The following is a 22,005-nucleotide window of genomic DNA, read 5'->3' as shown; positions in this document are numbered from 1 at the left end:
ATCTCTCCTACATGGCATGTTGCTCAATCAACGGCGGTGCGCGACTGCATGGCCGAGGTTTTCATGACGCGATGACGAACGGCAAAAGATCGGCGCTTGACAAGAATTGGGCGTAAACGTATGTTTCAAACAACTGTTTGACCGTCACAACAAATCAACACGGTCGTTCATTCCCGGTTACATCAGCAGAGGTTTATCGCTATGCCTGACTACAAGGCCCCCTTGCGTGATATTCGCTTCGTTCGTGACGAACTGCTCGGCTACGAAGCGCACTATCAGAGCCTTCCGGCTTGTGCAGACGCAACTCCGGACATGGTTGACGCCATTCTCGAAGAAGGCGCCAAGTTTTGTGAGCAGGTACTGGCTCCGCTGAACCGCGTGGGTGACACCGAAGGCTGCACCTGGAGCGAGTCCGGCGTTAAAACCCCGACCGGTTTCAAAGAAGCCTACAAGCAGTTCGTCGAAGGTGGCTGGCCAAGCCTGGCTCACGACGTAGAGCATGGCGGTCAAGGCCTGCCAGAGTCTCTGGGTCTGGCCGTCAGCGAAATGGTTGGCGAAGCCAACTGGTCGTGGGGCATGTACCCAGGCCTGTCCCATGGCGCGATGAACACCATTTCCGAACACGGTACGCCTGAGCAGCAAGAGGCTTACCTGACCAAACTGGTCTCCGGCGAATGGACCGGCACCATGTGCCTGACCGAACCGCACTGCGGCACTGACCTGGGCATGTTGCGCACCAAGGCCGAGCCTCAGGCCGACGGTTCCTACAAAGTGTCCGGCACCAAGATCTTCATCTCGGCCGGCGAACACGACATGGCCGACAACATCGTTCACATCGTTCTGGCACGTCTGCCGGATGCACCGGCCGGCACCAAAGGCATTTCCCTGTTCATCGTGCCGAAATTCCTGCCGAACGCGGACGGCTCGATCGGCGCACGCAACGCGGTGAGCTGCGGTTCCCTGGAGCACAAGATGGGCATCCACGGTAACGCCACGTGCGTGATGAACTTCGACGCGGCCACCGGTTACCTGATCGGCCCGGCGAACAAAGGCCTGAACTGCATGTTCACCTTCATGAACACCGCACGTCTGGGTACCGCGTTGCAAGGTCTGGCCCACGCCGAGATCGGTTTCCAGGGTGGTCTGAAATACGCTCGCGATCGTCTGCAAATGCGCTCCCTGACAGGCCCGAAAGCGCCGGACAAAGCCGCTGACCCGATCATCGTTCACCCTGACGTACGTCGCATGCTGTTGACCATGAAGGCGTTCGCCGAAGGCAACCGTGCGATGGTTTACTTCACCGCCAAGCAAGTCGACATCGTCAAGTACGGTGTAGATGAAGAAGAGAAGAAGAAAGCCGACGCACTGCTGGCCTTCATGACTCCGATCGCCAAGGCCTTCATGACCGAAGTCGGTTTCGAATCCGCTAACCACGGCGTACAAATCTACGGCGGCCACGGCTTCATCGCCGAGTGGGGCATGGAACAGAACGTTCGCGACAGCCGCATTTCGATGCTGTACGAAGGCACCACCGGTATCCAGGCACTCGACCTGCTGGGCCGTAAAGTGCTGATGACTCAAGGCGAAGCGCTCAAAGGCTTCACCAAGATCGTCCACAAGTTCTGCCAGACCAACGAAGGCAACGACGCGGTCAAAGAGTTTGTCGAACCATTGGCTGCGCTGAACAAAGAATGGGGCGAGCTGACCATGAAGGTCGGTATGGCCGCCATGAAAGACCGCGAAGAAGTCGGCGCGGCATCGGTGGATTACCTGATGTATTCCGGTTACGCCTGCCTCGCCTACTTCTGGGCTGACATGGCGCGTCTGGCTGCCGAAAAACTGGCTGCCGGCACCACCGAAGAGGCGTTCTACACCGCCAAGTTGCAGACTGCGCGGTTCTACTTCCAGCGCATTCTGCCGCGTACCCGCACTCACGTTGCAACCATGCTGTCGGGCGCCAACAACCTGATGGACATGAAAGAAGAAGATTTCGCACTGGGTTACTAAGCCCTACGCAGTCTCTTCACAAAACCGCTGCTTCCTCGGGGAGCAGCGGTTTTTTTGTACCTGAGGCAAACCGGCTGCGCCTGTAAAAATTCCTGACTAAAACGCTAAGAAGAACGCCGTTGCTGCCGTTAAAGAGGATGGCAATGTGACATACGTCACATTGCCTGTGCTTAGCTGCTCAAGTTGCAGGCACAACGCCATCTTTGTTTGACGGGTCGGAGCTTTACCCTTGCCGCGTTCTTCCGCTGTACGTTTCAGTCACTTTTTGCCATCGCTGCTGTTGTTACTGGCGGGGCTGGCGGCTGCCTACGTCAAGGATCTCAACGTCTTCTTCACCTCGCTGTTCAACGTGCTGCCGACGCTGGTGCTGCTGCTCGGCGGGGCGTATTGCGCGGTTTACCGACGTCAACGTGAACTGTTTCTGATGGTCACGGTGTACATTGCCTACTTCCTGCTCGACACCCAGACCGACTATTACCGCGACAACGCTAAAGTCCGTGAAGATGCCGCCGTGGTCTTCCATCTGTGTTGTCTGTTGCTGCCATTACTCTTCGGCTTGTTCGCCGCCTGGCAGGAGCGCACCCATCTGTTTCAAGATATGGTGGCGCGTTTCGCCGTATTGCTGGCGTTCGGCAGCGTGGCGCTGGGGCTGGAACAGAGTTACCCACAGGCGCTGTTGATATGGCTCTCGGAGATCCGCTGGCCTGCCCTGCATGGTGCCTGGATGAGCCTGATTCAATTGTCCTATCCGGTATTCATCGCCTCGTTCCTGTTACTGGCCTGGCAATACTGGCGCAACCCAAGACCCTTGCATGCCGCGCAGTTGGTGGGGCTGTCGGGATTGTTCTGGATGTTGCCGAAAACCTTCATCCTGCCATTTACCCTGAACATCATGTGCAGCCAGGTGATGTTGATGATTGCCGCTGCAGTTGCCCATGAAGCCTATCAAATGGCGTTCCGCGACGAACTCACCGGTCTGCCGGGTCGTCGTGCCCTGAATGAGCGCATGCAACGGCTGGGACGCACTTATGTGCTGGCCATGAGCGACGTCGATCACTTCAAGAAATTCAACGACACCCACGGCCACGATGTCGGCGATCAGGTGCTGCGACTGGTCGCCAGCAAGCTGTCGAAAATCGGCGGAGGCGGTAGGGCCTATCGCTACGGCGGTGAAGAATTTGCTCTGGTGTTCGCAGGTAAAACCCTCGAAGAGTGCATGCCGCATCTGGAAGTCATCCGCGACTCCATCGCCACCTACAATATCCAGCTGCGCAATCAGGACAGTCGCCCCCAGGATGACCAGCAGGGACGCCAGCGTCGTGCGGGTTCAGGCGCCTCGAGTGTATCGGTCACCGTCAGCATCGGGGTCGCCGAACGGTTGGAGCAGCGCACGCCGGAAGAAGTACTCAAATCCGCTGACCAGGCGCTCTACAGCGCCAAAGGCGCGGGGCGAAACTGTGTGATGGCTTTCGGTCAGAACCGCCGTGGCGCGGTGCGCATGGACGCCGCTGCGGGTTGAGTGATGATGGCGCATTCAGCGTCTGGACTGTGATTGTGAGGCGTGGTGCGCGCCAGTAGGTTTGAGCAATCTGCTGCCGGAGAAATGACCATGCCCGCGTACAAAGCTCCCCTGCGCGATATGCGCTTTCTGATCGACCACGTCTTCGATTTTCACAGCAACTACGCCGCGCTGGGTGCCACCGATGCCAGCCCGGACATGATCAATGCGATCCTCGAAGAAGGCGCGAAATTCTGTGAGAACGTTCTCGCACCGCTGAACCGAAGCGGCGACGAGGAAGGCTGCCATTTCGACAACGGTGTGGTCACAACACCTACAGGTTTCAAGCAGGCTTTCGCGCGGTACGTGGAAGGCGGCTGGCACGGTCTGGCGGCGGATCCGGCTTACGGCGGCCAGGGTTTACCCAGTTCTTTGGGGCTGGTCATCAGTGAAATGGTCGGTTCCAGCAATACCTCCTGGGGCATGTACCCCGGCCTGACTCACGGTGCGATGTCGGCGATCCATGCCCATGGCACCGAAGAACAGAAACACACCTATCTGAGCAAACTCACTGCCGGCCAATGGACCGGCACCATGTGCCTGACCGAAGCCCATTGCGGCACCGATCTGGGCATCATCAAGACCCGCGCCGTGCCTCAGGCTGACGGTAGTTACGCGATTTCCGGCAGCAAGATTTTCATCTCCGCCGGAGAGCACGACATGAGTGACAACATCATTCACCTAGTGCTGGCCAAATTGCCGGACGCGCCTGCCGGTACCAAGGGCATTTCGCTGTTTATCGTTCCTAAATATCTACCCAATGCCGAGGGCGAGGCGGGTGAGCGCAATGGTGTTTCCTGCGGCTCGATCGAACACAAAATGGGCATCAAGGCCTCGGCCACCTGTGTGCTGAATTTCGACGAGGCAAAGGGTTTCTTGATCGGTGAGCCGAACAAGGGCCTGAACTGCATGTTCACCATGATGAACCACGCGCGCCTGGGCACTGGTATGCAAGGTCTGTGTCTGGGTGAGGCAAGTTTCCAGGGCGCGATCAAATACGCCAACGATCGCCTGCAAATGCGCTCGCTGACCGGCCCGAAAGCCCCGGAAAAAGTCGCCGATCCGATCATCGTACATCCCGATGTACGCAGGATGTTACTGACCATGAAGGCCTTCAATGAAGGCAACCGGGCGCTGACTTATTTCACCGCGCAGTTGCTGGACGTCGCTCATCTGAGCCCGGATGAAACGGCGCGTCAGGAGGCCGAAGACCTGTTGGCATTCCTGACGCCGATCTGCAAGGCCTTCATGACCGACACCGGGCTGGAGGTGACCAACCTCGGCATGCAGGTGTTTGGCGGCCACGGTTTCATTCGTGAGTGGGGCATGGAGCAGCTGGTTCGCGACTGCCGGATCGCGCCGATCTACGAAGGCACCAACGGCATCCAGGCGCTGGACTTGCTTGGGCGCAAAGTCCTTGGCAGTCAGGGAAAACTGCTGCGCGGCTTCACCAGAATTGTCCATAAATTCTGCGCGGCAAACGCTGAACATCCGCAACTCGGCAGCTATGTGGCGCAGCTCAATGGTCTGAACCAGCAGTGGGGCGAATTGACCACCAAGGTCGGCATGGCGGCGATGAAAAATCCGGACGAAGTCGGCGCTGCCTCGGTGGATTACCTGATGTACAGCGGCTACATCATCCTCGGCTACCTGTGGCTACGCATGGCGTTGGTGGCTCAGGCGCAGTTGGATGCGAGCGGCGGCGATGCCGATTACTGCAAAGGCAAACTGGCGACCAGCGAGTTTTACTTCAAGCGTTTACTGCCGCGTACCGCCGCTCATCGGGCGGCCATCGAGGCGGGCAGCGATTGCCTGATGAAGCTGCCGGCGGAGTTGTTTGCGCTCTGACGGTTACCCGAAAAGCTTCGCGGGCAAGCCTCGCTCCTACGGTTCTATGTCGTCCCTGTGAAATGCGTGCGACACGACCTGTAGGAGCGAGGCTTGCCCGCGAATGCGCTCTGGCAGGCGAAAACTATCTCAGATGAAATGCCGATGACTAAAAATAACAAAACGGTCATGGGCTGACCCTATGTGTCGTAAAAGTTGTTGAGGTACACTCGGACACAACGAAATCACATTCTACGAACCACCTGTTTAGATCTTGCGAGGTTTGCCATGGCTGACTACAAAGCGCCCCTGCGCGATATGCGCTTCGTCCTCAATGAAGTTTTCGAGGTCGCCAAACTCTGGGCCGAACTGCCTGCGCTGGCCGAGACCGTCGATGCGGAAACGGTCGAAGCCATTCTCGAAGAAGCCGGCAAGGTCACCAGCAAAAGCATCGCGCCCCTGAGCCGTGCCGCTGACGAAGAAGGTTGCCACTGGGCGGACGGTGCCGTCACCACCCCGGCCGGTTTCCCGCAGGCTTATCAGACTTACGCTGAAGGCGGTTGGGTCGGTGTCGGTGGCGATCCGGCCTATGGCGGCATGGGCATGCCCAAAGCGGTTTCGGCGCAGGTCGAAGAAATGGTCAACTCCGCGAGCCTGTCCTTCGGTCTGTACCCGATGCTGACCGCCGGTGCCTGCTTGTCGATCAACGCTCACGCCAGTGAAGAGCTGAAAGCGGCGTACCTGCCAAACATGTATGCCGGTGTCTGGTCCGGCTCCATGTGCCTGACCGAGCCGCATGCCGGTACTGACCTGGGGATCATCCGCACCAAGGCCGAGCCTCAGGCCGACGGTTCCTACAAAGTCAGCGGCACCAAAATCTTCATCACCGGCGGTGAACACGACCTGACCGAGAACATCATTCACCTGGTACTGGCCAAACTGCCGGATGCACCGGCGGGGCCGAAAGGCATTTCGCTGTTCCTGGTGCCCAAGTTCATGGTCAATGCCGACGGCAGCCTGGGTGCACGCAACCCGGCAAATTGTGGTTCGATCGAACACAAGATGGGCATCCAGGCGTCCGCGACCTGCGTGATGAACTTCGACGAAGCCGTGGGTTACCTGGTCGGTGAGCCGAACAAAGGCCTGGCGGCGATGTTCACCATGATGAACTACGAGCGTCTGGGCGTCGGCATCCAGGGCCTGGCCACTGGCGAGCGCTCGTATCAGAACGCTATCGAATATGCTCGCGACCGTCTGCAAAGCCGCTCGCCCACCGGCGCGCAAAACAAAGACAAGGTCGCTGACCCGATCATCGTCCACCCGGATGTGCGTCGCATGCTGCTGACCATGAAAGCCTCGAACGAAGGCGGCCGTGCCTTCTCCACTTATGTGGCGATGCAACTGGACACCGCCAAATTCAGCGAAGACGCCACCACCCGCAAGCGCGCAGAAGACCTGGTTGCCTTGCTGACCCCGGTGGCCAAGGCATTCCTGACCGACCTGGGTCTGGAAACCACGGTTCACGGCCAGCAGGTGTTTGGCGGTCACGGCTACATCCGTGAGTGGGGCCAGGAACAACTGGTGCGCGATGTTCGCATTACGCAAATCTATGAAGGCACCAACGGTATTCAGGCGCTGGACCTTGTGGGACGCAAAATTGTCGGCAGCGGCGGGGCGTTTTACAAACTGTTCGCTGACGAGATTCGTCATTTCATCGCGACAGCCAATGCTGACTTGGCGGAATTCACCCAGCCGCTGAACAATGCGGTGGACACCCTCGACGAACTGACCGCGTGGTTGCTGGATCGGGCGAAAAACAACCCGAACGAGATCGGTGCGGCGTCGGTTGAGTACCTGCAAGCATTCGGCTACATGGCCTATGCCTACATGTGGGCGTTGATGGCCAAGGCAGCCTTCGGTAAAGAAGCGCAGGACGACTTCTACGCGAGCAAACTCGGTACGGCACGGTTCTATTTCGCCCGTCTGCTGCCGCGTATTCATTCGTTGAGCGCATCGGTAAAGGCGGGCAGCGAATCGCTGTTCCTGCTGGATGCAGGACAATTCTGATCCTGTAACGGTATGTAAGCATTCTCTTACATAACGTGCTGCTGTTTTCCCATAGGCGAGGATTGGATCCAGGGCTAATCTACTTCACATGGACGTCGCGCAGGAAGCGCAAAGCAACAACACGGACACGTAGGATTCTGCCAGGACGGCGGAGTGAAATGGATGTCAGGGAAACAGTCTGCAAAGCCCCGCTTCGGCGGGGTTTTCTTTTGTCCGCAAAAAAGTATTCAGCTCAACCCGTCCACTATCGCCGGACTTCTATTTTCTCCAGCAAAGTCCGCAACCAAAGCTGTAATCCGATTCCAGGCTGAACCCTGAAGAACACCCCAGTGTCGATAAACTGTATGGCCCATAGAGCCAACATCAATCAGGAGCTACCCCATGGATTTTATTCGCATCATCATCGCCATTCTGTTGCCGCCCTTGGGTGTGTTTCTGCAAGTCGGTTTTGCTGGGGCGTTCTGGCTGAACATTCTGCTGACGTTGTGCGGTTACATTCCGGGCATCGTGCATGCGGTGTACATCATCGCCAAGCGCTGAGTTTTGCTGCGTCAGGTAAATAGCCTTCGCGGGCAAGCCTCGCTCGTTGTGCAAGAGCGAGGCTTGCCCGCGAAGGGCGCGATGCGATTCAGCCCGCCAAGTCCATCACCCGCCGATAAAACAACCACTCCTGTTCCAGCGCATGGGCCTGGTTACCGGCCTTGCGAAAGCCATGGCGCTCGTCGGCGTAGTAATGCGCTTCGACCAGAATGCCGTTGTCCTGCAAAGCCTTGACCATGTCACGGGTCTGTTGTGGCACTACCACGGCGTCCAGTTCACCCTGAAAGAAAATCACCGGAACGCTGATGTTGTTCGCGTGCAGCAATGGCGTGCGCGCGGCATAGCGTTCAGCGTCCTGCACCGGGTCGCCGATCAACCAATCCAGATAGTCGCCTTCGAACTTGTGGGTGGCGCGGCCTAGCGCAACGGGATCGCTGACGCCATACAGGCTGGCACCCGCCCGAAAGACCTTGTGAAAGGCCAGTGCGCATAACGTGGTGTAGCCACCGGCGCTGCCTCCACGGATAAACGCCTTGTCGCCGTCGATCAGCCCCCGGTCGGCGAGGTAGCCCACCACCGAACAGGCATCTTGCACATCCACATCGCCCCAGCTCAAATGCAACGCCTGGCGATAAGCGCGGCCATAACCGCTGCTACCCCGATAGTTGAGATCGGCCACGGCGAAACCGCGTTGTGTCCAGTACTGGATCCGCGGGTCGAACATCGGGTAGCAGGCTGAAGTCGGGCCGCCGTGAATGAACACGACCAACGGCGGTTTCGTGTCCGTGTCACCGTTCATCGCCGGGTAGAAGAAACCGTGGGCCTCGCCCGAACCGCTGGGATAGCGCAGGGGCTGCGGGCGGCTGATCTGCTCGGCAGGCAATGGCGCAACACCGCCAGCCAGAATCTTGACCTGCCGGGTTTTACGGTCGATAGCAATCACCGCAGACGAACTGACCGGCGAAGCGGCGATGCAGTAGATGAACCGCTCATCCTGTGCGAGATGGCGGAAACGGCTGTAGTCGCCAGTGAAGTCGTCATGGGAACCATCGCCATGACAAAGCCCCAGCCGACCGAAACCTTCTTCAGTCCAACTCGCCAGACAAGTGTCTTCGTCCAGCGGGAGCCAGGTGCAACCACCCAGTTGCCAAGGCGCTGGACCATGGTCGGCGGCAGCGCTTGGGAGTGGGCTCAAGCCGTTGCCGGACTCCACCCACGGCTGCCAGAAACCGCCGCGATCGGTCAGACAAAACAGACGGCCACTGGCATCGAATCGTGGTTGCTGCAACGACTCCTGGGCATTGTCGCCAGCCACACAGCGCGGTGACGCAAAGGTTTGATCGCTCTGGCGTTCGGCAACCATCAGGCGGGTGGCGGTCCAGGGCTGATCCGGACGGTTCCACTCAATCCAGGCCAGACGCTGACCGTCAGGACTCAGGGTCGGAGCTGCGTAGAAATCGGCGCCTTCGGCCAGTAGATGACGCTGGCCGTCAGCCAGATCGATAGCCACCAGGCGATGTCGATCGCGGTTTTCTTCCACCGCCAGCACCTGCCCGTTGGCGAAATGCAAATCGCCGTAGCGGCATTCACTTGAAGTCAGCACCTCAGGCGCCTCACCGGTCAGTGATTGGCGATACAGCTGCTGATCGGCCTCATTGACAAAAACCAGCCCGTCATCAGTCAGGCAAAACGCGCCGCCGCCATATTCGTACACCCGGCTGCGCGCACTGAAGGTGGGCGGCGTCAGGCAACGAGCCTGGCCGTCGCGCCACTGCCATATCCGGCAGGCGGCGTCCTCGGGGCGGTATTCGTTCCAGAACAGGCCATGTTGCCCGACCTGCAACTCGGCGAAGTCGATGCCCGCCGCAACAGCCTTGGCGGCGCTCAAGGGTTCAGCTTTTGGCGATGAGGCGTGAGTTTCGTTCATTGCGAAAGGCCAGTTGTTCGATGGTCTGGGTGGCGTGTTCGGCTTCTTCGCGGGCCTTGAGGATCACGCCGTGATGTGCCGACTTGCTGCACACCGGGTCGGCGTTGCTCGCGTCACCCGTGAGCATGAATGCCTGGCAGCGGCAGCCGCCAAAATCCTTTTCTTTCTCGTCGCAGGAGCGGCACGGCTCGGGCATCCAGTCGTAACCGCGAAAGCGGTTTAAGCCGAACGAGTCGTACCAGATGTGCTGCATGCTGTGGTCACGCACGTTGGGAAACTGCACTGGCAACTGTCGGGCACCATGACAAGGCAGTGCGGTTCCGTCCGGCGTGACGGTCAGAAAAATACTGCCCCAACCGTTCATGCAGGCTTTCGGGCGTTCTTCGTAATAGTCCGGCGTCACGAAAATCAGCTTGCACGGATGCCCTTCGGCTTCCAGTTTGGCGCGGTATTCGTTGGTGATGCGTTCGGCGCGAACCAATTGTTCTTTGGTCGGCAACAGGCCGACCCGATTGAGCTGGGCCCAACCGTAGAACTGGCATGTCGCAAGCTCGACGAAGTCCGCTTCAAGGGCAATGCACAGCTCGATGATCCGGTCGATCTTGTCGATGTTGTGCCGATGAGTGACGAAGTTCAGCACCATCGGGTAGCCATGAGCCTTTACCGCGCGGGCCATTTCGAGCTTTTGCGCGAAGGCCTTTTTTGAACCGGCCAAGAGGTTGTTCACCTGCTCGTCGCTGGCTTGAAAACTGATCTGGATATGATCGAGCCCGGCCTTTTTGAAATCGCTGATTTTTTGCTCGGTGAGGCCAATGCCCGAGGTGATCAGGTTGGTGTAGAAACCCAGCTTGCGCGCTTCAAGGATCAGCTCGGCAAGGTCCTGGCGCACCAGCGGCTCCCCGCCGGAAAAGCCCAGCTGCGCGGCACCCATCTCCCGGGCTTCGCGAAAGACTTTGATCCACTGCTCGGTGGACAACTCTTTGCCCTGCTCGGCGAAATCCAATGGATTGGAGCAATACGGACATTGCAGCGGGCAACGATAGGTCAGCTCGGCCAGTAACCAGAGGGGCAGGCCGATTTCAGGCTTGGGCGGTAACGTGTCTGACGTACCGTCAGGCAAGTTCGATCCAGTGCTGAGCACGGGCGACCTCCATGAATTGCTCGATGTCGTCACCGAGCTCGGGCACGTCGGGGAATTGCGTTTTCAATTCGGCGATGATCGCCGCGACATCCCGCTGACCATCAATCAAACCGCCAATCAACGCAGCACTGTCGTTGAGTTTGATCATGCCTTCCGGATAGAGCAGCACATGGCCTTTCTGTGCCGGTTCGAACTGAAAACGATAGCCTGGGCGCCAGGTCGGGGTTTTGCTGCGATCGAAACTCATACGATGATTCCTTTATGCCAGACCCGCTGTTCGGTCACGCTGTGGTACGGCGGGCGATTCAGTTCATAAGCCATGCTCATGGCGTCGAGCATGCTCCAAAGAATGTCCAGTTTGAACTGGAGAATTTCCAGCATGCGCTCTTGGCCTTCCCGCGTCGTGTAATGCTGCAAAGTGATCGCCAGACCGTGCTCCACATCCCGGCGCGCCTGGCCCAGGCGCGTGCGGAAATATTCGTAGCCGGCCGGGTCGATCCACGGGTAATGCTGCGGCCAACTGTCGAGGCGCGATTGGTGGATCTGCGGGGCGAACAGCTCGGTCAAGGAGCTGCTGGCGGCTTCTTGCCAACGGGCCCGGCGGGCGAAGTTGACGTAGGCATCCACGGCGAAACGCACGCCGGGCAGCACCAGTTCCTGAGAGCGTAGTTGATCCGGGTCGAGGCCGACCGCTTGGCCAAGGCGCAGCCAGGCTTCGATGCCGCCTTCTTCGCCGGGGGCGCCGTCATGGTCCAGCAAACGCTGAATCCACTCACGACGAATCTCGCGGTCCGGACAGTTGGCCAGAATCGCGGCATCCTTGAGTGGAATATTCACCTGGTAATAGAAACGGTTGGCGACCCAGCCCTGGATCTGCTCGCGGGTCGCCCGTCCTTCATACATCGCCACGTGATACGGGTGATGGATATGGTAATAGGCGCCCTTGGCGCGCAGGGCCGCTTCGAATTCGGCGAGGGACATTGCGGTGTCAGTCATTGCGGTTCTCCGGGTACAACCGGTGGATTCTTTGGTGTCTGGTCTGACGTCTTCGCGGACAAGCCTCGCTCCTACTGGGGATAGCGCCGAACCTGTATGAGCGAGGCTTGCCCGCGAAGAGGCCATCCGCTACAGCACAATACTCATGCCGTCATACGCCACTTCAACCTCGCGCCGAACCAGCTCCGCACGCTCTGGGGAATCCTCATCGAGAATCGGGTTGGTGTTGTTGATATGGATAAGTACTTTGCGCTGTTTGGGCAACTGTTCCAGCACTTCGAGCATGCCGCCAGGGCCGTTCTGCGCCAAGTGACCCATTTCCCGGCCCGTGCGGGTGCCGACGCCACGGCGCTGCATTTCGTCGTCGTCCCACATCGTGCCATCCACCAACAGGCAATCGCTGCTGGCCATGATCTTCAGCAGCGCTGCATCGACCTTGCCCAGGCCCGGTGCATAGAACAGTTTGCCGCCGGTGCTCAGGTCTTCCACGATCAGGCCGATGTTGTCGCCCGGATGCGGGTCGAAGCGGTGCGGCGAGTAAGGTGGCGCGGCGCTGCGCAAGGGCAGGGGAGTAAAGCGCAGGTTCGGGCAGGCCGGAACGGTGAAGCTCTGATCGAGTTCGATGCGGTTCCAGTTCAACCCGCCATTCCAGTGCGTCAGCATGGTGAACAGAGGGAAACCGGTGCTCAGGTCTTCGTGGACCATGTCGGTGCACCAGACCTGATGCGGGCAACCTTCGCGCAGGCTGAGCAGGCCGGTGGTGTGGTCGATCTGGCTGTCCATCAGGATGATTGCGCTGATGCCGGTGTCACGCAGCGCGCGGCCCGGCTGCATTGGCGCGAAACTCTGGAGCTGGGCGCGGATGTCCGGTGAAGCATTGCACAGCACCCAGTTCACGCCGTCATCGGAAATCGCGATGGACGACTGGGTACGCGCCTCGGCCCGCAGGCTGCCGTCGCGAAAACCTGCGCAGTTCACGCAGTTGCAGTTCCACTGGGGGAAACCGCCGCCGGCGGCGGAACCTAGAATCTGGACAAACATGGCCGCTCCATCATTGAAAGCTGAAAATAAAAACGCCCCGGCGAGCCGAGGCGTAGCACTGCATCTCTACCAGACGGCAGAACTTAGCGGCTTGCGAAGTACATGGTGACTTCGAAGCCGATACGCAGGTCGGTGTAAGCAGGTTTGGACCAGGACATAGAAACGCTCCTTCAGGTGGATGGGACAGTTGAGACCTATACATATAGTCCACCTCCAGCCGGAGATGTTCAGATAGTTAGGTGGCTATGTTACTCAAAATTACAGAGCGATTGGCCACGAATCTTTGATAAAGCTAATTGCAGCGCCGGTAATGATCATTTTGCCACTTGCCAAGGCGCCCCGGAACAAGGTCCGTTTGCCAGGCAGCGCCACCCGCCTTCGGCCCGATTCAGTCGTTGGGCCGCCGCCAGCAAGGCTTCACGATCGATCATCAGAATCGCCTGAGGCAGACGCTGCAGGTAATCAGATGAATGGCCAGCCAGTTTGCCTTGCCAGAGCAGCTCGGCGGCCTGGTCGCTGGGCAGGGCGATGCTGTCGAATTGATTGACCAGGGCTTGACGCTGAGCGATGAAGGTCGGTTCATCGATGCATTCGATCATCCCTTCCAATTCGCCGAGGAACTGTTCGATGTGTTCCAGTAAATCCAGAGGCGCGACGCTCGGTGATTGCACGCCGAACAGCAGCCCGGTCTGACCGTTTATCTGGCGTAGTCCGCTGAACACGGCATACCCAAGTTGCAGCTCCACCCGCAGGCGCTGGTAGAACGGCGTCTGGCATACGTGTGCGAGCACACGCCAGGCGGCTTCATCGGCGATGTCTTGGGTTGCTGTCGGACAAAAAAGTAACAGCGCGTGTTCACTGGAGCCGGTATCGACGGCGTTCCACAGATGCTGCGAGCGAATCGAGGCAGGCGATGTCAGTTGATTGTCCGCAATGCCGGGGATACGACTCAACGCAAGCCCCATCGCCGCTTGTGTCTGGGCAGACAGGCCGACCGCCAGGCCATCCCAGCGTGCGCTCGACCAGAGTTGCTGCAGGTCATCCGAGACTACGCTGTGCTCATGGCATAGATCGGGCAATGCTTTGAGAAGCTGTCGAATCGGCATCAATGCAACGGCCGCTGGCGCTTCCTGTGAGAAATCGGCATCAGGTTTTGTCAGTTCTTTCAGCGCATGTTCGAGGACTGTCGGCATCGGTTCCTGCAGCCCCGTCATTTTCAATAGCCATTCGTTGCCCGAAGCACTGAAGGAAAAGTCGACACCGGCCTGACGCGCATCTTCGCGCAGCCTGCGCAGATTGTTTTCCAGATTCGACTGAAGGCGGCTGTGAGGGATGAACTCCAGGCGCCAGCGCAGATACACCGCACCTTGATCCGTGTTATCCGGCAACGCCAGACTGAACTGCATCGGCGATCGTTCTCGGCGACTGCGTGAGCGATCCTGGGCAAACGTTCGCAGGCCGCGGTGGGCGCTGGTCTGGCCGCGAATCAATCCGGCATTCGGGGCTGGTGTTTCGGCGCGCAGAAACGGGTTAGGAGTCGGCAGTTGCCACTGGCCGGTAACGTTATCCACAGCGCCGATTTGTTTGAGGATGGCCTTGAGGGCGACAACGCCCTGTACGGACAGTCCGAGCTCAAGCTGTTCGCTGTCTCGTTGGGCCAGTTGCAAGGCGCTACTGACTTGCTGTTGGCGCTGCAGCAGGGCTGCATACTCTTCGCGCAGCTCAACCCAATCCTGACAGGAGGCAAAAAAGCCCAGCCAATCCAGAAGCCGTTCGCGGATCACGTTGTCCGGTTGCGTGGCGCGGGCGGATCGCGTGAATTCGACATGCAGCACAGCTTGGCCAGCATACTGATAGAGCGGCGTGGCTTTAAGGGTGTCCGCCAGCCCTTGCTCTCGCAACTGTGCCACCAGGCCGCCGGATTTTTCCGCATTCAGCCAATGACACAGAAACCCCAGCGCTTGGGGCGATGAATCGGGCAGTGCTTCGAAGGCGAACAGCAGGTCCAGCCGACGCTCTCCAGCCTGTTGATAACTATTGTCTGAAGCATCCATCAACACGGCGGGTTTTGTCTGAGGGACTTTTTCGCCCGGGGTAATAGCAACGGCAAACGCCTGCGCCATCTCCTTCAACTCATCGAGATGCTGTGGCCCGACCAGGCTCAGCGTCATTTGCCCGGTCCGGTAAAACTGCTGATAAAAGCCCCTCAACGCTTGCTGAAATTCCGGTTGCGGCACCGGCAGGCTGTAACGGTTTCCCGCATGAAACGCCCGCAACGGATGAGCCGCCGAGAGTCCATCGTACAGCGCGAACTGTCGTTGGGCCGTCGCATCCCGTGACCAGGCGACAAATTCGGCGTGCAACACTTCCCGTTCCCGCCGCTGATCGTCCGGATGCATACGCGGATGAGCGAGCATGTCTGACAGACGCTCCAGCCCACCCCTGAACGCCTGAGGTGGCAGCTCGAAAAAAAAGTCCGTCGTACGTTCACTGGTTCGCGCATTTACCTGCCCGCCATGACCTTGCACGTAGGCCATCAGCCCTTGCCCTGCGGGAAAGCGCTCAGTGCCCAGGAACAGCAAATGCTCAAGAAAGTGCGCCAGCCCCGGCCAGGCCAGTGGCACGTCGTGACTGCCAGCGGCGACCCGCAACGCTGCGGCGCAACGCTTCAAATCGGGAGCGTGGCGCAGCGTCACCCGCAGGCCGTTGGCGAGGGTTTCAGTGTGGAGGCGAGGATGATTCAGCGCAGGCATGAGCACTTCCAGAACAGGGAAGCGCTCATGCTAGCGGATTAGTGCTTGTTCAGCTCGCCGTATAGCTGGGGACGGCGATCGTGGAAGTAACGATTGGCGGCGCGGGAATCGATCATCAGCTGACGATCCAGTTCGCCGACAATCAGCGCTTCATCAAGTCCGGCCTGGGCGATGCGGCTGCCATCTGGCGCGGCGATGCTGCTCTGGCCGCAATACTGGATATCGCCTTCTTGCCCGCAGTAGTTGGCATAAGCCACATAACACTGGTTTTCGAAGGCCCGTGCGCGGACGGTGACGTCGGCAATGAAATCGTAGGGAATCATGTTCGCCGTCGGCACCAGAATCAGCTCGGCGCCGGCCAACGCCAGGCGCCGGGCGTTCTCCGGGAACTCCAGGTCGTAGCAGATCAAAAAGCCAAGCGTCCAGCCATTGAGTTCAACCAGCGGAAACTCATCCGGCCCGGGGCTGAACATCGAGTGGTCGAGGTCGCCGAACAAATGAGTCTTGCGGTAGTTGCACAGCCGCTCGCCATTGGCGTCGATCAACTGCACGGCGTTGTATATCTTCCCGTCTTCGGTACGCTCCGGGTAGCCATACAAGATGGCGATCCCCGTCGTTTTGGCAATGCGCGCGATTTGCTGCGCCGATTCACCGTTGTGCACTTCCGCCAGCACCCTGACCGCATCGATGCCAATGTTGTAGCCGGTCAGGAACATCTCCGGCAGCACCAGCAAGTCTGCGCCCTTGGCCTCCAGCGCCAGTTGATGCAGGCGTTGCAGATTACCTGCGACATCCAGGGGCAGCGGTGGACATTGGTAAAGGGCTACGCGCATTTCGGATTCCTCTTACTCAGGCAGGGCGATCGGACCGATCTCGTTGAACACATCTCCTGGACCCGGGTTTTCGGCGTGAGTTTCACCACCGAAGTGTTTCATGATCCCCCACACCGCGTTGAGCGACGTCTGCACCGCGCCTTCAACCCAGGCCGGCGTCCACGAAACGTCATCGCCGGCGATGAAAATCCCCCGTTGCTCGGGCGGCATGTCGTCCTGCATGAAGTGCGCGTACATGCGCTGATTGTAGCGGTAATGACCGGGCAGGGCGCCTTTGAAGGCGCCGAGGAAATGCGGGTCGGCTTCCCACGACACGGTGATCGGATCGCCGATGATCCGCGCGGCGATATCAACTTTCGGGTAAATCTTCTTCAACGCATCCAGCGCCAGCTTCACGCGTTTTTCCACCGGGTGCGGGAGCATTTTCAGGGCGTCGCTCATCCACGAGTACGACAGGCAAATCACCCCTGGCTTATCGTCGCCGTTGTCGAACAGATAGGTGCCGCGGGTCAAGCGATCGGTGAGGGTCATGCTCATCAGGTCGCGACCGGTTTCCGGGTCCTTGTCCTTCCAGAATGGGCGATCGACCATCACGAATGTCTTCGACGATTGCATGTAGCGGGTGCGGTCCAGGGCCATCCACATCTTTTGCGAGAACAGGCTTTCGTCGCATTCGATCTGGGTGGTCAGCAGCCAGCTCTGGCAGGTGGTCAGTACGGCCGCGTATTCGCGTGTGTCGCCGTAGTTATCGGTGACCTTAAAACGCCCGTTCGGCGCATGGGCGATTTTCTTCACGCCGGAACGTGGCGCGCCGCTGTGCAATGAGCTGAGGCTGGTGCCTTCAGGCCAATGCACGCAACGCTCCGGCACATGGCGCCAGATACCCAGCGGCACTTGTTCCACACCGCCGACGACCAAGTGCTGATGATCGTCGCAGTTGGTCATCACCACCCGGAAGATTTCCAGCATCGAGTTAGGGAAGTCCGAGTCCCAACCGCCCGTACCAAAACCGACCTGACCGAATACTTCGCGGTGATGGAACGAGAGCTTGGCGAAGGCTTCGGAGGTGGCAACGAAATCGTAGAAGGTGCGGTCATCCCACAACGGCACCAAGGTGTTCCACAGCTCCTTGAGGCGTGGCACATCGCGGTCACGGATCGCTTGCTGGATATCAGAGAACTGCGAGCCGGCTTCCAGGGCATCCGCCCAGGCGTCAGCGACTTCCTGGAACAGTGCAGGAAGATCCGCCAGTTTCTGTGCGTAATGAGTTTTGCCTTCCAGATCGATTACCGTGCTGCCCGACGCAGGCGTCAGCGGGTTCGGGAAGGGTTTGGTTTGAAGGCCGAGCTTGTCGACATAGTGATAAAACGCGGTCGACGATACCGGGAAACGCATACCGCCGAGTTCGGCGATGATGCCTTCAGCACCGTTGAACGCCTGGGAACGCAGACGGCCGCCCATCTTCGAGGCTTCGTAGACGACGGGTTTGAGGCCCAGCTTCATCAATTCGTAGGCGGCCACCAGGCCTGCAATGCCTGCACCGACAATCGCCACTTCGGCGCCGTGGTTGTGGGCAGGAATGCTGCCCAGCCCGGCCGGGTGCTCGATCCAGTTATCGAAAGCGAAAGGAAAGTCCGGGCCGAAAACCGTGACCGGTTTTTTACCGTCTGCAGGATGGCGATTGTTCTTGTTCATGGCTGACCTTGCTGGCGCTGACGCTGACTGCGCGTCTGAGTATAGGAAAAGATGGCAGCCATTCTAAAGAGCGTAGAACACGTTAATAAGACGCAATGTGTCGTCATTTTGCTAATAACTTGATCAATATGACGACGTACCGCTACATACTGTAGGAGCGAGGCTTGCCCGCGAAGAGGCCCACCCAGACACCGAAGACCTACCGGCAGAAACTCAAACCGGCTGCCCCCGATCAATCTTGCTGCTCAAGATGATCGAAGTCGTCGTCTTCTCCACCCCATCCACACTGCCAATCTGATCCAGCAACTGATCCAGCTGCTCCGGCGAATCGGTGCGCAACCACGCCACGTAATCGAATTCGCCACTCACCGCACACAACTGCTGCACCTGCGCCATGGCGCTAAGACGACGCAACACTTCCTTGCCGGACCGTGGTTGCACCGTGATCCCGACGTATGCCTGCAATCCGCCATCCACCACGCGCTGTCCCAGGCGCACACCGTAACCGGTGATCACCTTGGCCTTTTCCAGCCGCGCCAGGCGCGATGTGACGGTGGTGCGGGCGATGCCCAGTTGACGGGCGAGCATGGCCACGCTTTCGCGGGCATTAATCTGCAAGGCCGCGATCAATTGGCGGTCGATTTCGTCAAGGACGGGCGGGCGGGTGTCAGGCAAAGGGCATCTCCAGCGGTATAGAGCAATGGGCAGGCATGTTACAGGCACTCCATGCCCTCAGCGGGTTAATTGGATGGACACAAATTGTCACTCGTAGTCGAATGCGCAACCAAGGGCTATGAAGCGAGGGGATCGAAATGAAGAGCATGCCAGCGGCTCTGCGAGACTATGCACTGCAGATTGCGAATCACGAAATGGGGCACTACGTAGTCGCCCGAGCCCTGGGCTTTGAAACGGGTGATGTGACCCTGAAAGTGACCATGGGCCTAACGCACCATGGAGGGGCCTCCATTACCTTGACGCGGTCAATTTCGTCGATCGACGGCATGAAGGAACATTTGGAGGCTCGGATAATGGTCCTCTTCGCCGGCTCCATGGCGCAGACATTACCTGCAAAGCATTCGCCCGAAAAACGCGTCGATAAGTCGAAAGCGGCAGCCATCCTGAAAGGAGAGTTTGGAGCGGAACAGGACTACGCGAAAATAAGAGAGCTTCGGTATTTGCTTCGAAATATCTCCTACCCCGATACGGACCCAGCGTCGTCTGACAGCGTCATTGCTGAGCTGACAGAGATTAATGATCGCTTGTGGTTGCGGACTCAAAAAATCGTAGAGGCATTGGCCGATACGATTACTGGATTGGCAGGGCTTCTGGTAGAGCGCATGGTCATTGTGGAGCAGTGGGGTAGGGGGGCGGATACGTATGAGGTTGTGTTGACGGGTGACGTGCTTGAAGGGCTGGTGCCCGTGCGGGCGATACCAGCGTTGAGTGTTTGGGAGTAAGTATCCAGGTGGCCGCTGGGCGCATGGGGTAAGTCGTAAATGAGCGGCTGATATTCATTAGAGTCTTGGTCTTGGTGAGCACCGGAGTTTTTGGTTTTCTATTGAATTACTCAGCTATTTGCCAGAATGGGTCTTGGTGCCAATCTTGTGGAAACCCCATTGCTCGCTGATTCACATTTGGAAACTCCTGCATCAAGTCCCGCAAGCGACGATCCCAGCTGGTGTGCGGGCTCACTTGGCGCATCAGGTGATTGAGAATGCACAAAACCGAAAAAATCCGTGGATGCTGTGCCTGCTGAAGTAATGCAAGCGGCCACGAGAAGCCAGTTTTCTTGGGCAGTTCTGGCCGTATACCCAGCTCTCGATTCCACAGCCTCGCATGATGGGCGCAAATATTACGGATGGTCGTCAATGTATGCAGCCATGACTGCAACAGTGGTGCTGGCAGTTCGAGGCATCTGGCGATGACTTTCTTGTCGGCGTCTCGCGCCAGCCCTTTATAAAGATGTGACAGATCACCCAAGGTCAGTTCTTCCAGCATGGCCCATCCGGGCATCAGTGACGGCTGGTCATACGTTACTGGATAGTGCCGCGCGTAGCTTTCCTTGGCTCGTTGGTGTTTTAGATGATCCTTTCGCCCTTCATCGGTTTGTAAGCGATCTATCCGTTGACACTCTTTTTCGTAATCGCGTCTAGCAGCATTTTGCTTGGTACGGATGGTTTCCAGCAATCGAGCATGGTCGTAGGAGTGCTGAAACAACCGCGCCTCCATGTACCAGTGCCCACCATGATTCGGTCCCATGTGATTGCTGATCAGAGAGCGAACTGCAACCTCGACGCGTTCGATGGCATCCATGACAAGTAGGCGCAGGCGGCGGTCGAAATCATAAAGCGTGGTCAGGTCACGAAACCCAGCGCCTTTGCGGAAGGGGTGGTCTTCGTCCTCCGCTTGCTGGAAAGTTCGCATGTAGGGGGTTAGGCGGAAGAAACTCACTGCCTGTAAAAAGTGGCGAGCCCGTGTGTCATCCTGAATATGCAACCCACGCTGCTTGAGCAATTCGATCTGTGCGGTGATATCGATGACGGGCTTATGGAAAACTCTCATGCCCTAAAAGCTCCAGGCAAAAAAAACCCGCGCAATTTGTGCTTAGCTGCCGAAGCAACCATAGGCATGGCGGGTGTGTTGCGGGCAAGACTAGGTACAACCGCATTGGTTTGCAAGTTTTTTGCTGAAGGCTCGATAGGCGGATGTACCTGGTTTTGCATGAGTGATCTCGATGCTCTTGTTGGCGGGGAACTGATCTTTTTCAGGTGAAAGCCACGCATTGCGTGGCTTTCTGATTGGTCCGACTAAGCATCGGATTCGTCTTTGGTCCGAGCCGGTCGCGGCGTAAGTACCTTTACCACATCATCAATCACCGCTTTGCTCATCGCCGTCAGATAGTGCGCGGCCCAGGCGTGGCGGTCGGTGTCTTTTGCGTAGGCTGCGTCCTCGGCAAATGATTTGGCGAGGAACAGCAGATCGGAGGCCTGAGTCAATGCGTCGAGGATGGGGACGCCAGCGCTGACGTGGAACAGTGGCTGATCCGAGCAATAGATGAAGGGCGTGAAACCGATGGTTTTTAGTTCTTATGCGGACGGAATTGCTTTGCTCATTGTTTCGCTCCTTAACTCGAGGAGCTGCCGCATTCGTTACCACACGAATGGGTGGCAGCTGTACGCAGGGTGGTAAACCGGGAGCCAAGGAACCGGCAGACCCGAAGGTCTCCCACGCACAGCCGCCATAACACAGGATTGCAGGTGTAGAAAACGCCTGAAGTCGTGATTGGGGACGCTGTTGCGCTTAGCCGCCGGGTTACCACACCCGATCACTGCATATGCAGCGACGTCCGGAGAGTATCCCGTTGAAGAAAAGCCCAACAAGGCGGAAAAGCGCCTAAACGCACCCATTACGCAATTATCGGAGTTTGCCTACAAGGTCTGCGGGCGTCATCCGATATTGCGACACCTTCAGCAAAACAAACCTACACGTCAGGCACGAAAAAGCCGCGTATTTACGCGGCTTTTTTGTTTGGTGGGCCCAGTAGGACTCGAACCTACGACCAAGGGATTATGAGTCCCCTGCTCTAACCAACTGAGCTATAGGCCCTCAGTAGGCCGCGG

19 protein-coding genes and 1 tRNA gene are annotated in these 22,005 nt (G+C 58.3%); 7 read left to right on the top strand and 13 right to left on the bottom strand.

Going from position 1 to position 22,005, the window contains the following annotated elements; all coding sequences use genetic code 11:
- Positions 1-201 precede the first annotated feature (201 nt).
- From FHW68_RS22480 to FHW68_RS22460, 5 genes are all read left to right on the top strand, one after another.
- Positions 202-2,007, top strand: coding sequence for a phenylacyl-CoA dehydrogenase (locus FHW68_RS22480; RefSeq protein WP_183683162.1), 1,806 nt, complete (start codon positions 202-204; stop codon positions 2,005-2,007).
- A gap of 229 nt (positions 2,008-2,236) precedes the next feature.
- Positions 2,237-3,526, top strand: coding sequence for a GGDEF domain-containing protein (locus FHW68_RS22475; protein ID WP_095630856.1), 1,290 nt, complete (start codon positions 2,237-2,239; stop codon positions 3,524-3,526).
- 90 nt (positions 3,527-3,616) lie between these two features.
- Complete coding sequence (locus tag FHW68_RS22470) at positions 3,617-5,413, top strand: acyl-CoA dehydrogenase C-terminal domain-containing protein (protein WP_183683160.1); 1,797 nt, start codon at positions 3,617-3,619, stop codon at positions 5,411-5,413.
- Between the two features lie 267 nt (positions 5,414-5,680).
- The gene (locus FHW68_RS22465; protein ID WP_095630854.1) at positions 5,681-7,459 is read left to right on the top strand and encodes an acyl-CoA dehydrogenase C-terminal domain-containing protein; all 1,779 of its coding nucleotides are present in this window, start codon (positions 5,681-5,683) and stop codon (positions 7,457-7,459) included.
- 381 nt (positions 7,460-7,840) lie between these two features.
- On the top strand, positions 7,841-7,999 hold the full coding sequence (locus tag FHW68_RS22460) for a YqaE/Pmp3 family membrane protein (RefSeq protein ID WP_007904205.1): 159 nt from the start codon (positions 7,841-7,843) through the stop codon (positions 7,997-7,999).
- An 88-nt stretch (positions 8,000-8,087) separates the two neighbouring features.
- Here FHW68_RS22460 and FHW68_RS22455 read toward each other — a convergent pair whose 3' ends face one another.
- The 10 genes from FHW68_RS22455 to FHW68_RS22410 all read right to left on the bottom strand — a co-directional run bounded on the left by FHW68_RS22455 (position 8,088) and on the right by FHW68_RS22410 (position 19,060).
- Positions 8,088-9,926 (bottom strand): S9 family peptidase, encoded by a 1,839-nt coding sequence (locus FHW68_RS22455; RefSeq protein WP_095630853.1) that lies wholly within the window; start codon positions 9,924-9,926, stop codon positions 8,088-8,090.
- Positions 9,892-11,046, bottom strand: coding sequence for a pyrroloquinoline quinone biosynthesis protein PqqE (pqqE, locus tag FHW68_RS22450; RefSeq protein WP_183683202.1), 1,155 nt, complete (start codon positions 11,044-11,046; stop codon positions 9,892-9,894). The genes FHW68_RS22455 and pqqE overlap by 35 nt, the downstream gene beginning before the upstream one ends.
- Complete coding sequence (gene pqqD, locus FHW68_RS22445; protein WP_095630851.1) at positions 11,039-11,314, bottom strand: pyrroloquinoline quinone biosynthesis peptide chaperone PqqD; 276 nt, start codon at positions 11,312-11,314, stop codon at positions 11,039-11,041. Before pqqD ends, pqqE begins: the two co-directional genes overlap by 8 nt.
- A complete protein-coding gene (gene pqqC, locus FHW68_RS22440) occupies positions 11,311-12,063 on the bottom strand; it encodes a pyrroloquinoline-quinone synthase PqqC (RefSeq protein ID WP_095630850.1) in 753 nt (250 codons plus the stop codon). The genes pqqD and pqqC overlap by 4 nt, the downstream gene beginning before the upstream one ends.
- Before the next feature lie 129 nt (positions 12,064-12,192).
- Positions 12,193-13,104, bottom strand: a complete 912-nt coding sequence (gene pqqB / locus FHW68_RS22435) for a pyrroloquinoline quinone biosynthesis protein PqqB (protein ID WP_095630849.1) — start codon at positions 13,102-13,104, stop codon at positions 12,193-12,195.
- A gap of 83 nt (positions 13,105-13,187) precedes the next feature.
- Entirely contained in the window at positions 13,188-13,262 is a 75-nt protein-coding gene (gene pqqA / locus FHW68_RS22430; protein WP_009045898.1) for a pyrroloquinoline quinone precursor peptide PqqA, read from the bottom strand.
- Between the two features lie 156 nt (positions 13,263-13,418).
- Positions 13,419-15,857 (bottom strand): pyrroloquinoline quinone biosynthesis protein PqqF, encoded by a 2,439-nt coding sequence (gene pqqF, locus FHW68_RS22425; RefSeq protein ID WP_183683158.1) that lies wholly within the window; start codon positions 15,855-15,857, stop codon positions 13,419-13,421.
- A 38-nt stretch (positions 15,858-15,895) separates the two neighbouring features.
- Complete coding sequence (locus tag FHW68_RS22420; protein WP_095630847.1) at positions 15,896-16,690, bottom strand: carbon-nitrogen hydrolase family protein; 795 nt, start codon at positions 16,688-16,690, stop codon at positions 15,896-15,898.
- A 12-nt stretch (positions 16,691-16,702) separates the two neighbouring features.
- The gene (locus FHW68_RS22415; protein ID WP_095630846.1) at positions 16,703-18,385 is read right to left on the bottom strand and encodes an NAD(P)/FAD-dependent oxidoreductase; all 1,683 of its coding nucleotides are present in this window, start codon (positions 18,383-18,385) and stop codon (positions 16,703-16,705) included.
- Between the two features lie 213 nt (positions 18,386-18,598).
- Positions 18,599-19,060, bottom strand: a complete 462-nt coding sequence (locus tag FHW68_RS22410; protein ID WP_007980298.1) for an Lrp/AsnC family transcriptional regulator — start codon at positions 19,058-19,060, stop codon at positions 18,599-18,601.
- 137 nt (positions 19,061-19,197) lie between these two features.
- On the opposite strand from FHW68_RS22410, the gene FHW68_RS22405 reads away from it, so the two are divergent.
- Positions 19,198-19,842, top strand: coding sequence for a peptidase M41 (locus FHW68_RS22405; RefSeq protein WP_183683156.1), 645 nt, complete (start codon positions 19,198-19,200; stop codon positions 19,840-19,842).
- A gap of 106 nt (positions 19,843-19,948) precedes the next feature.
- Here FHW68_RS22405 and FHW68_RS22400 read toward each other — a convergent pair whose 3' ends face one another.
- The gene (locus FHW68_RS22400) at positions 19,949-20,947 is read right to left on the bottom strand and encodes an Abi family protein (RefSeq protein ID WP_183683154.1); all 999 of its coding nucleotides are present in this window, start codon (positions 20,945-20,947) and stop codon (positions 19,949-19,951) included.
- Here FHW68_RS22400 and FHW68_RS22395 point away from each other — a divergent pair.
- Complete coding sequence (locus FHW68_RS22395) at positions 20,933-21,157, top strand: hypothetical protein (RefSeq protein ID WP_183683152.1); 225 nt, start codon at positions 20,933-20,935, stop codon at positions 21,155-21,157. The genes FHW68_RS22400 and FHW68_RS22395 overlap by 15 nt on opposite strands.
- Before the next feature lie 35 nt (positions 21,158-21,192).
- Here FHW68_RS22395 and FHW68_RS22390 read toward each other — a convergent pair whose 3' ends face one another.
- Together FHW68_RS22390 and FHW68_RS22385 are read right to left on the bottom strand one after the other, a co-directional pair.
- Positions 21,193-21,459, bottom strand: coding sequence for a DUF3077 domain-containing protein (locus tag FHW68_RS22390; protein ID WP_256582791.1), 267 nt, complete (start codon positions 21,457-21,459; stop codon positions 21,193-21,195).
- A gap of 455 nt (positions 21,460-21,914) precedes the next feature.
- Positions 21,915-21,991: transfer RNA gene (locus FHW68_RS22385), tRNA-Ile, on the bottom strand.
- Between the last annotated feature and the right edge of the window lie 14 nt (positions 21,992-22,005).

Origin of the sequence: Pseudomonas sp. Tn43, assembly GCF_014192635.1 — a bacterium.
Lineage (GTDB): Bacteria > Pseudomonadota > Gammaproteobacteria > Pseudomonadales > Pseudomonadaceae > Aquipseudomonas.
Note: the sequence above shows the minus strand (reverse complement) of the source record. Positions and strands in the feature narration are given on the sequence as shown.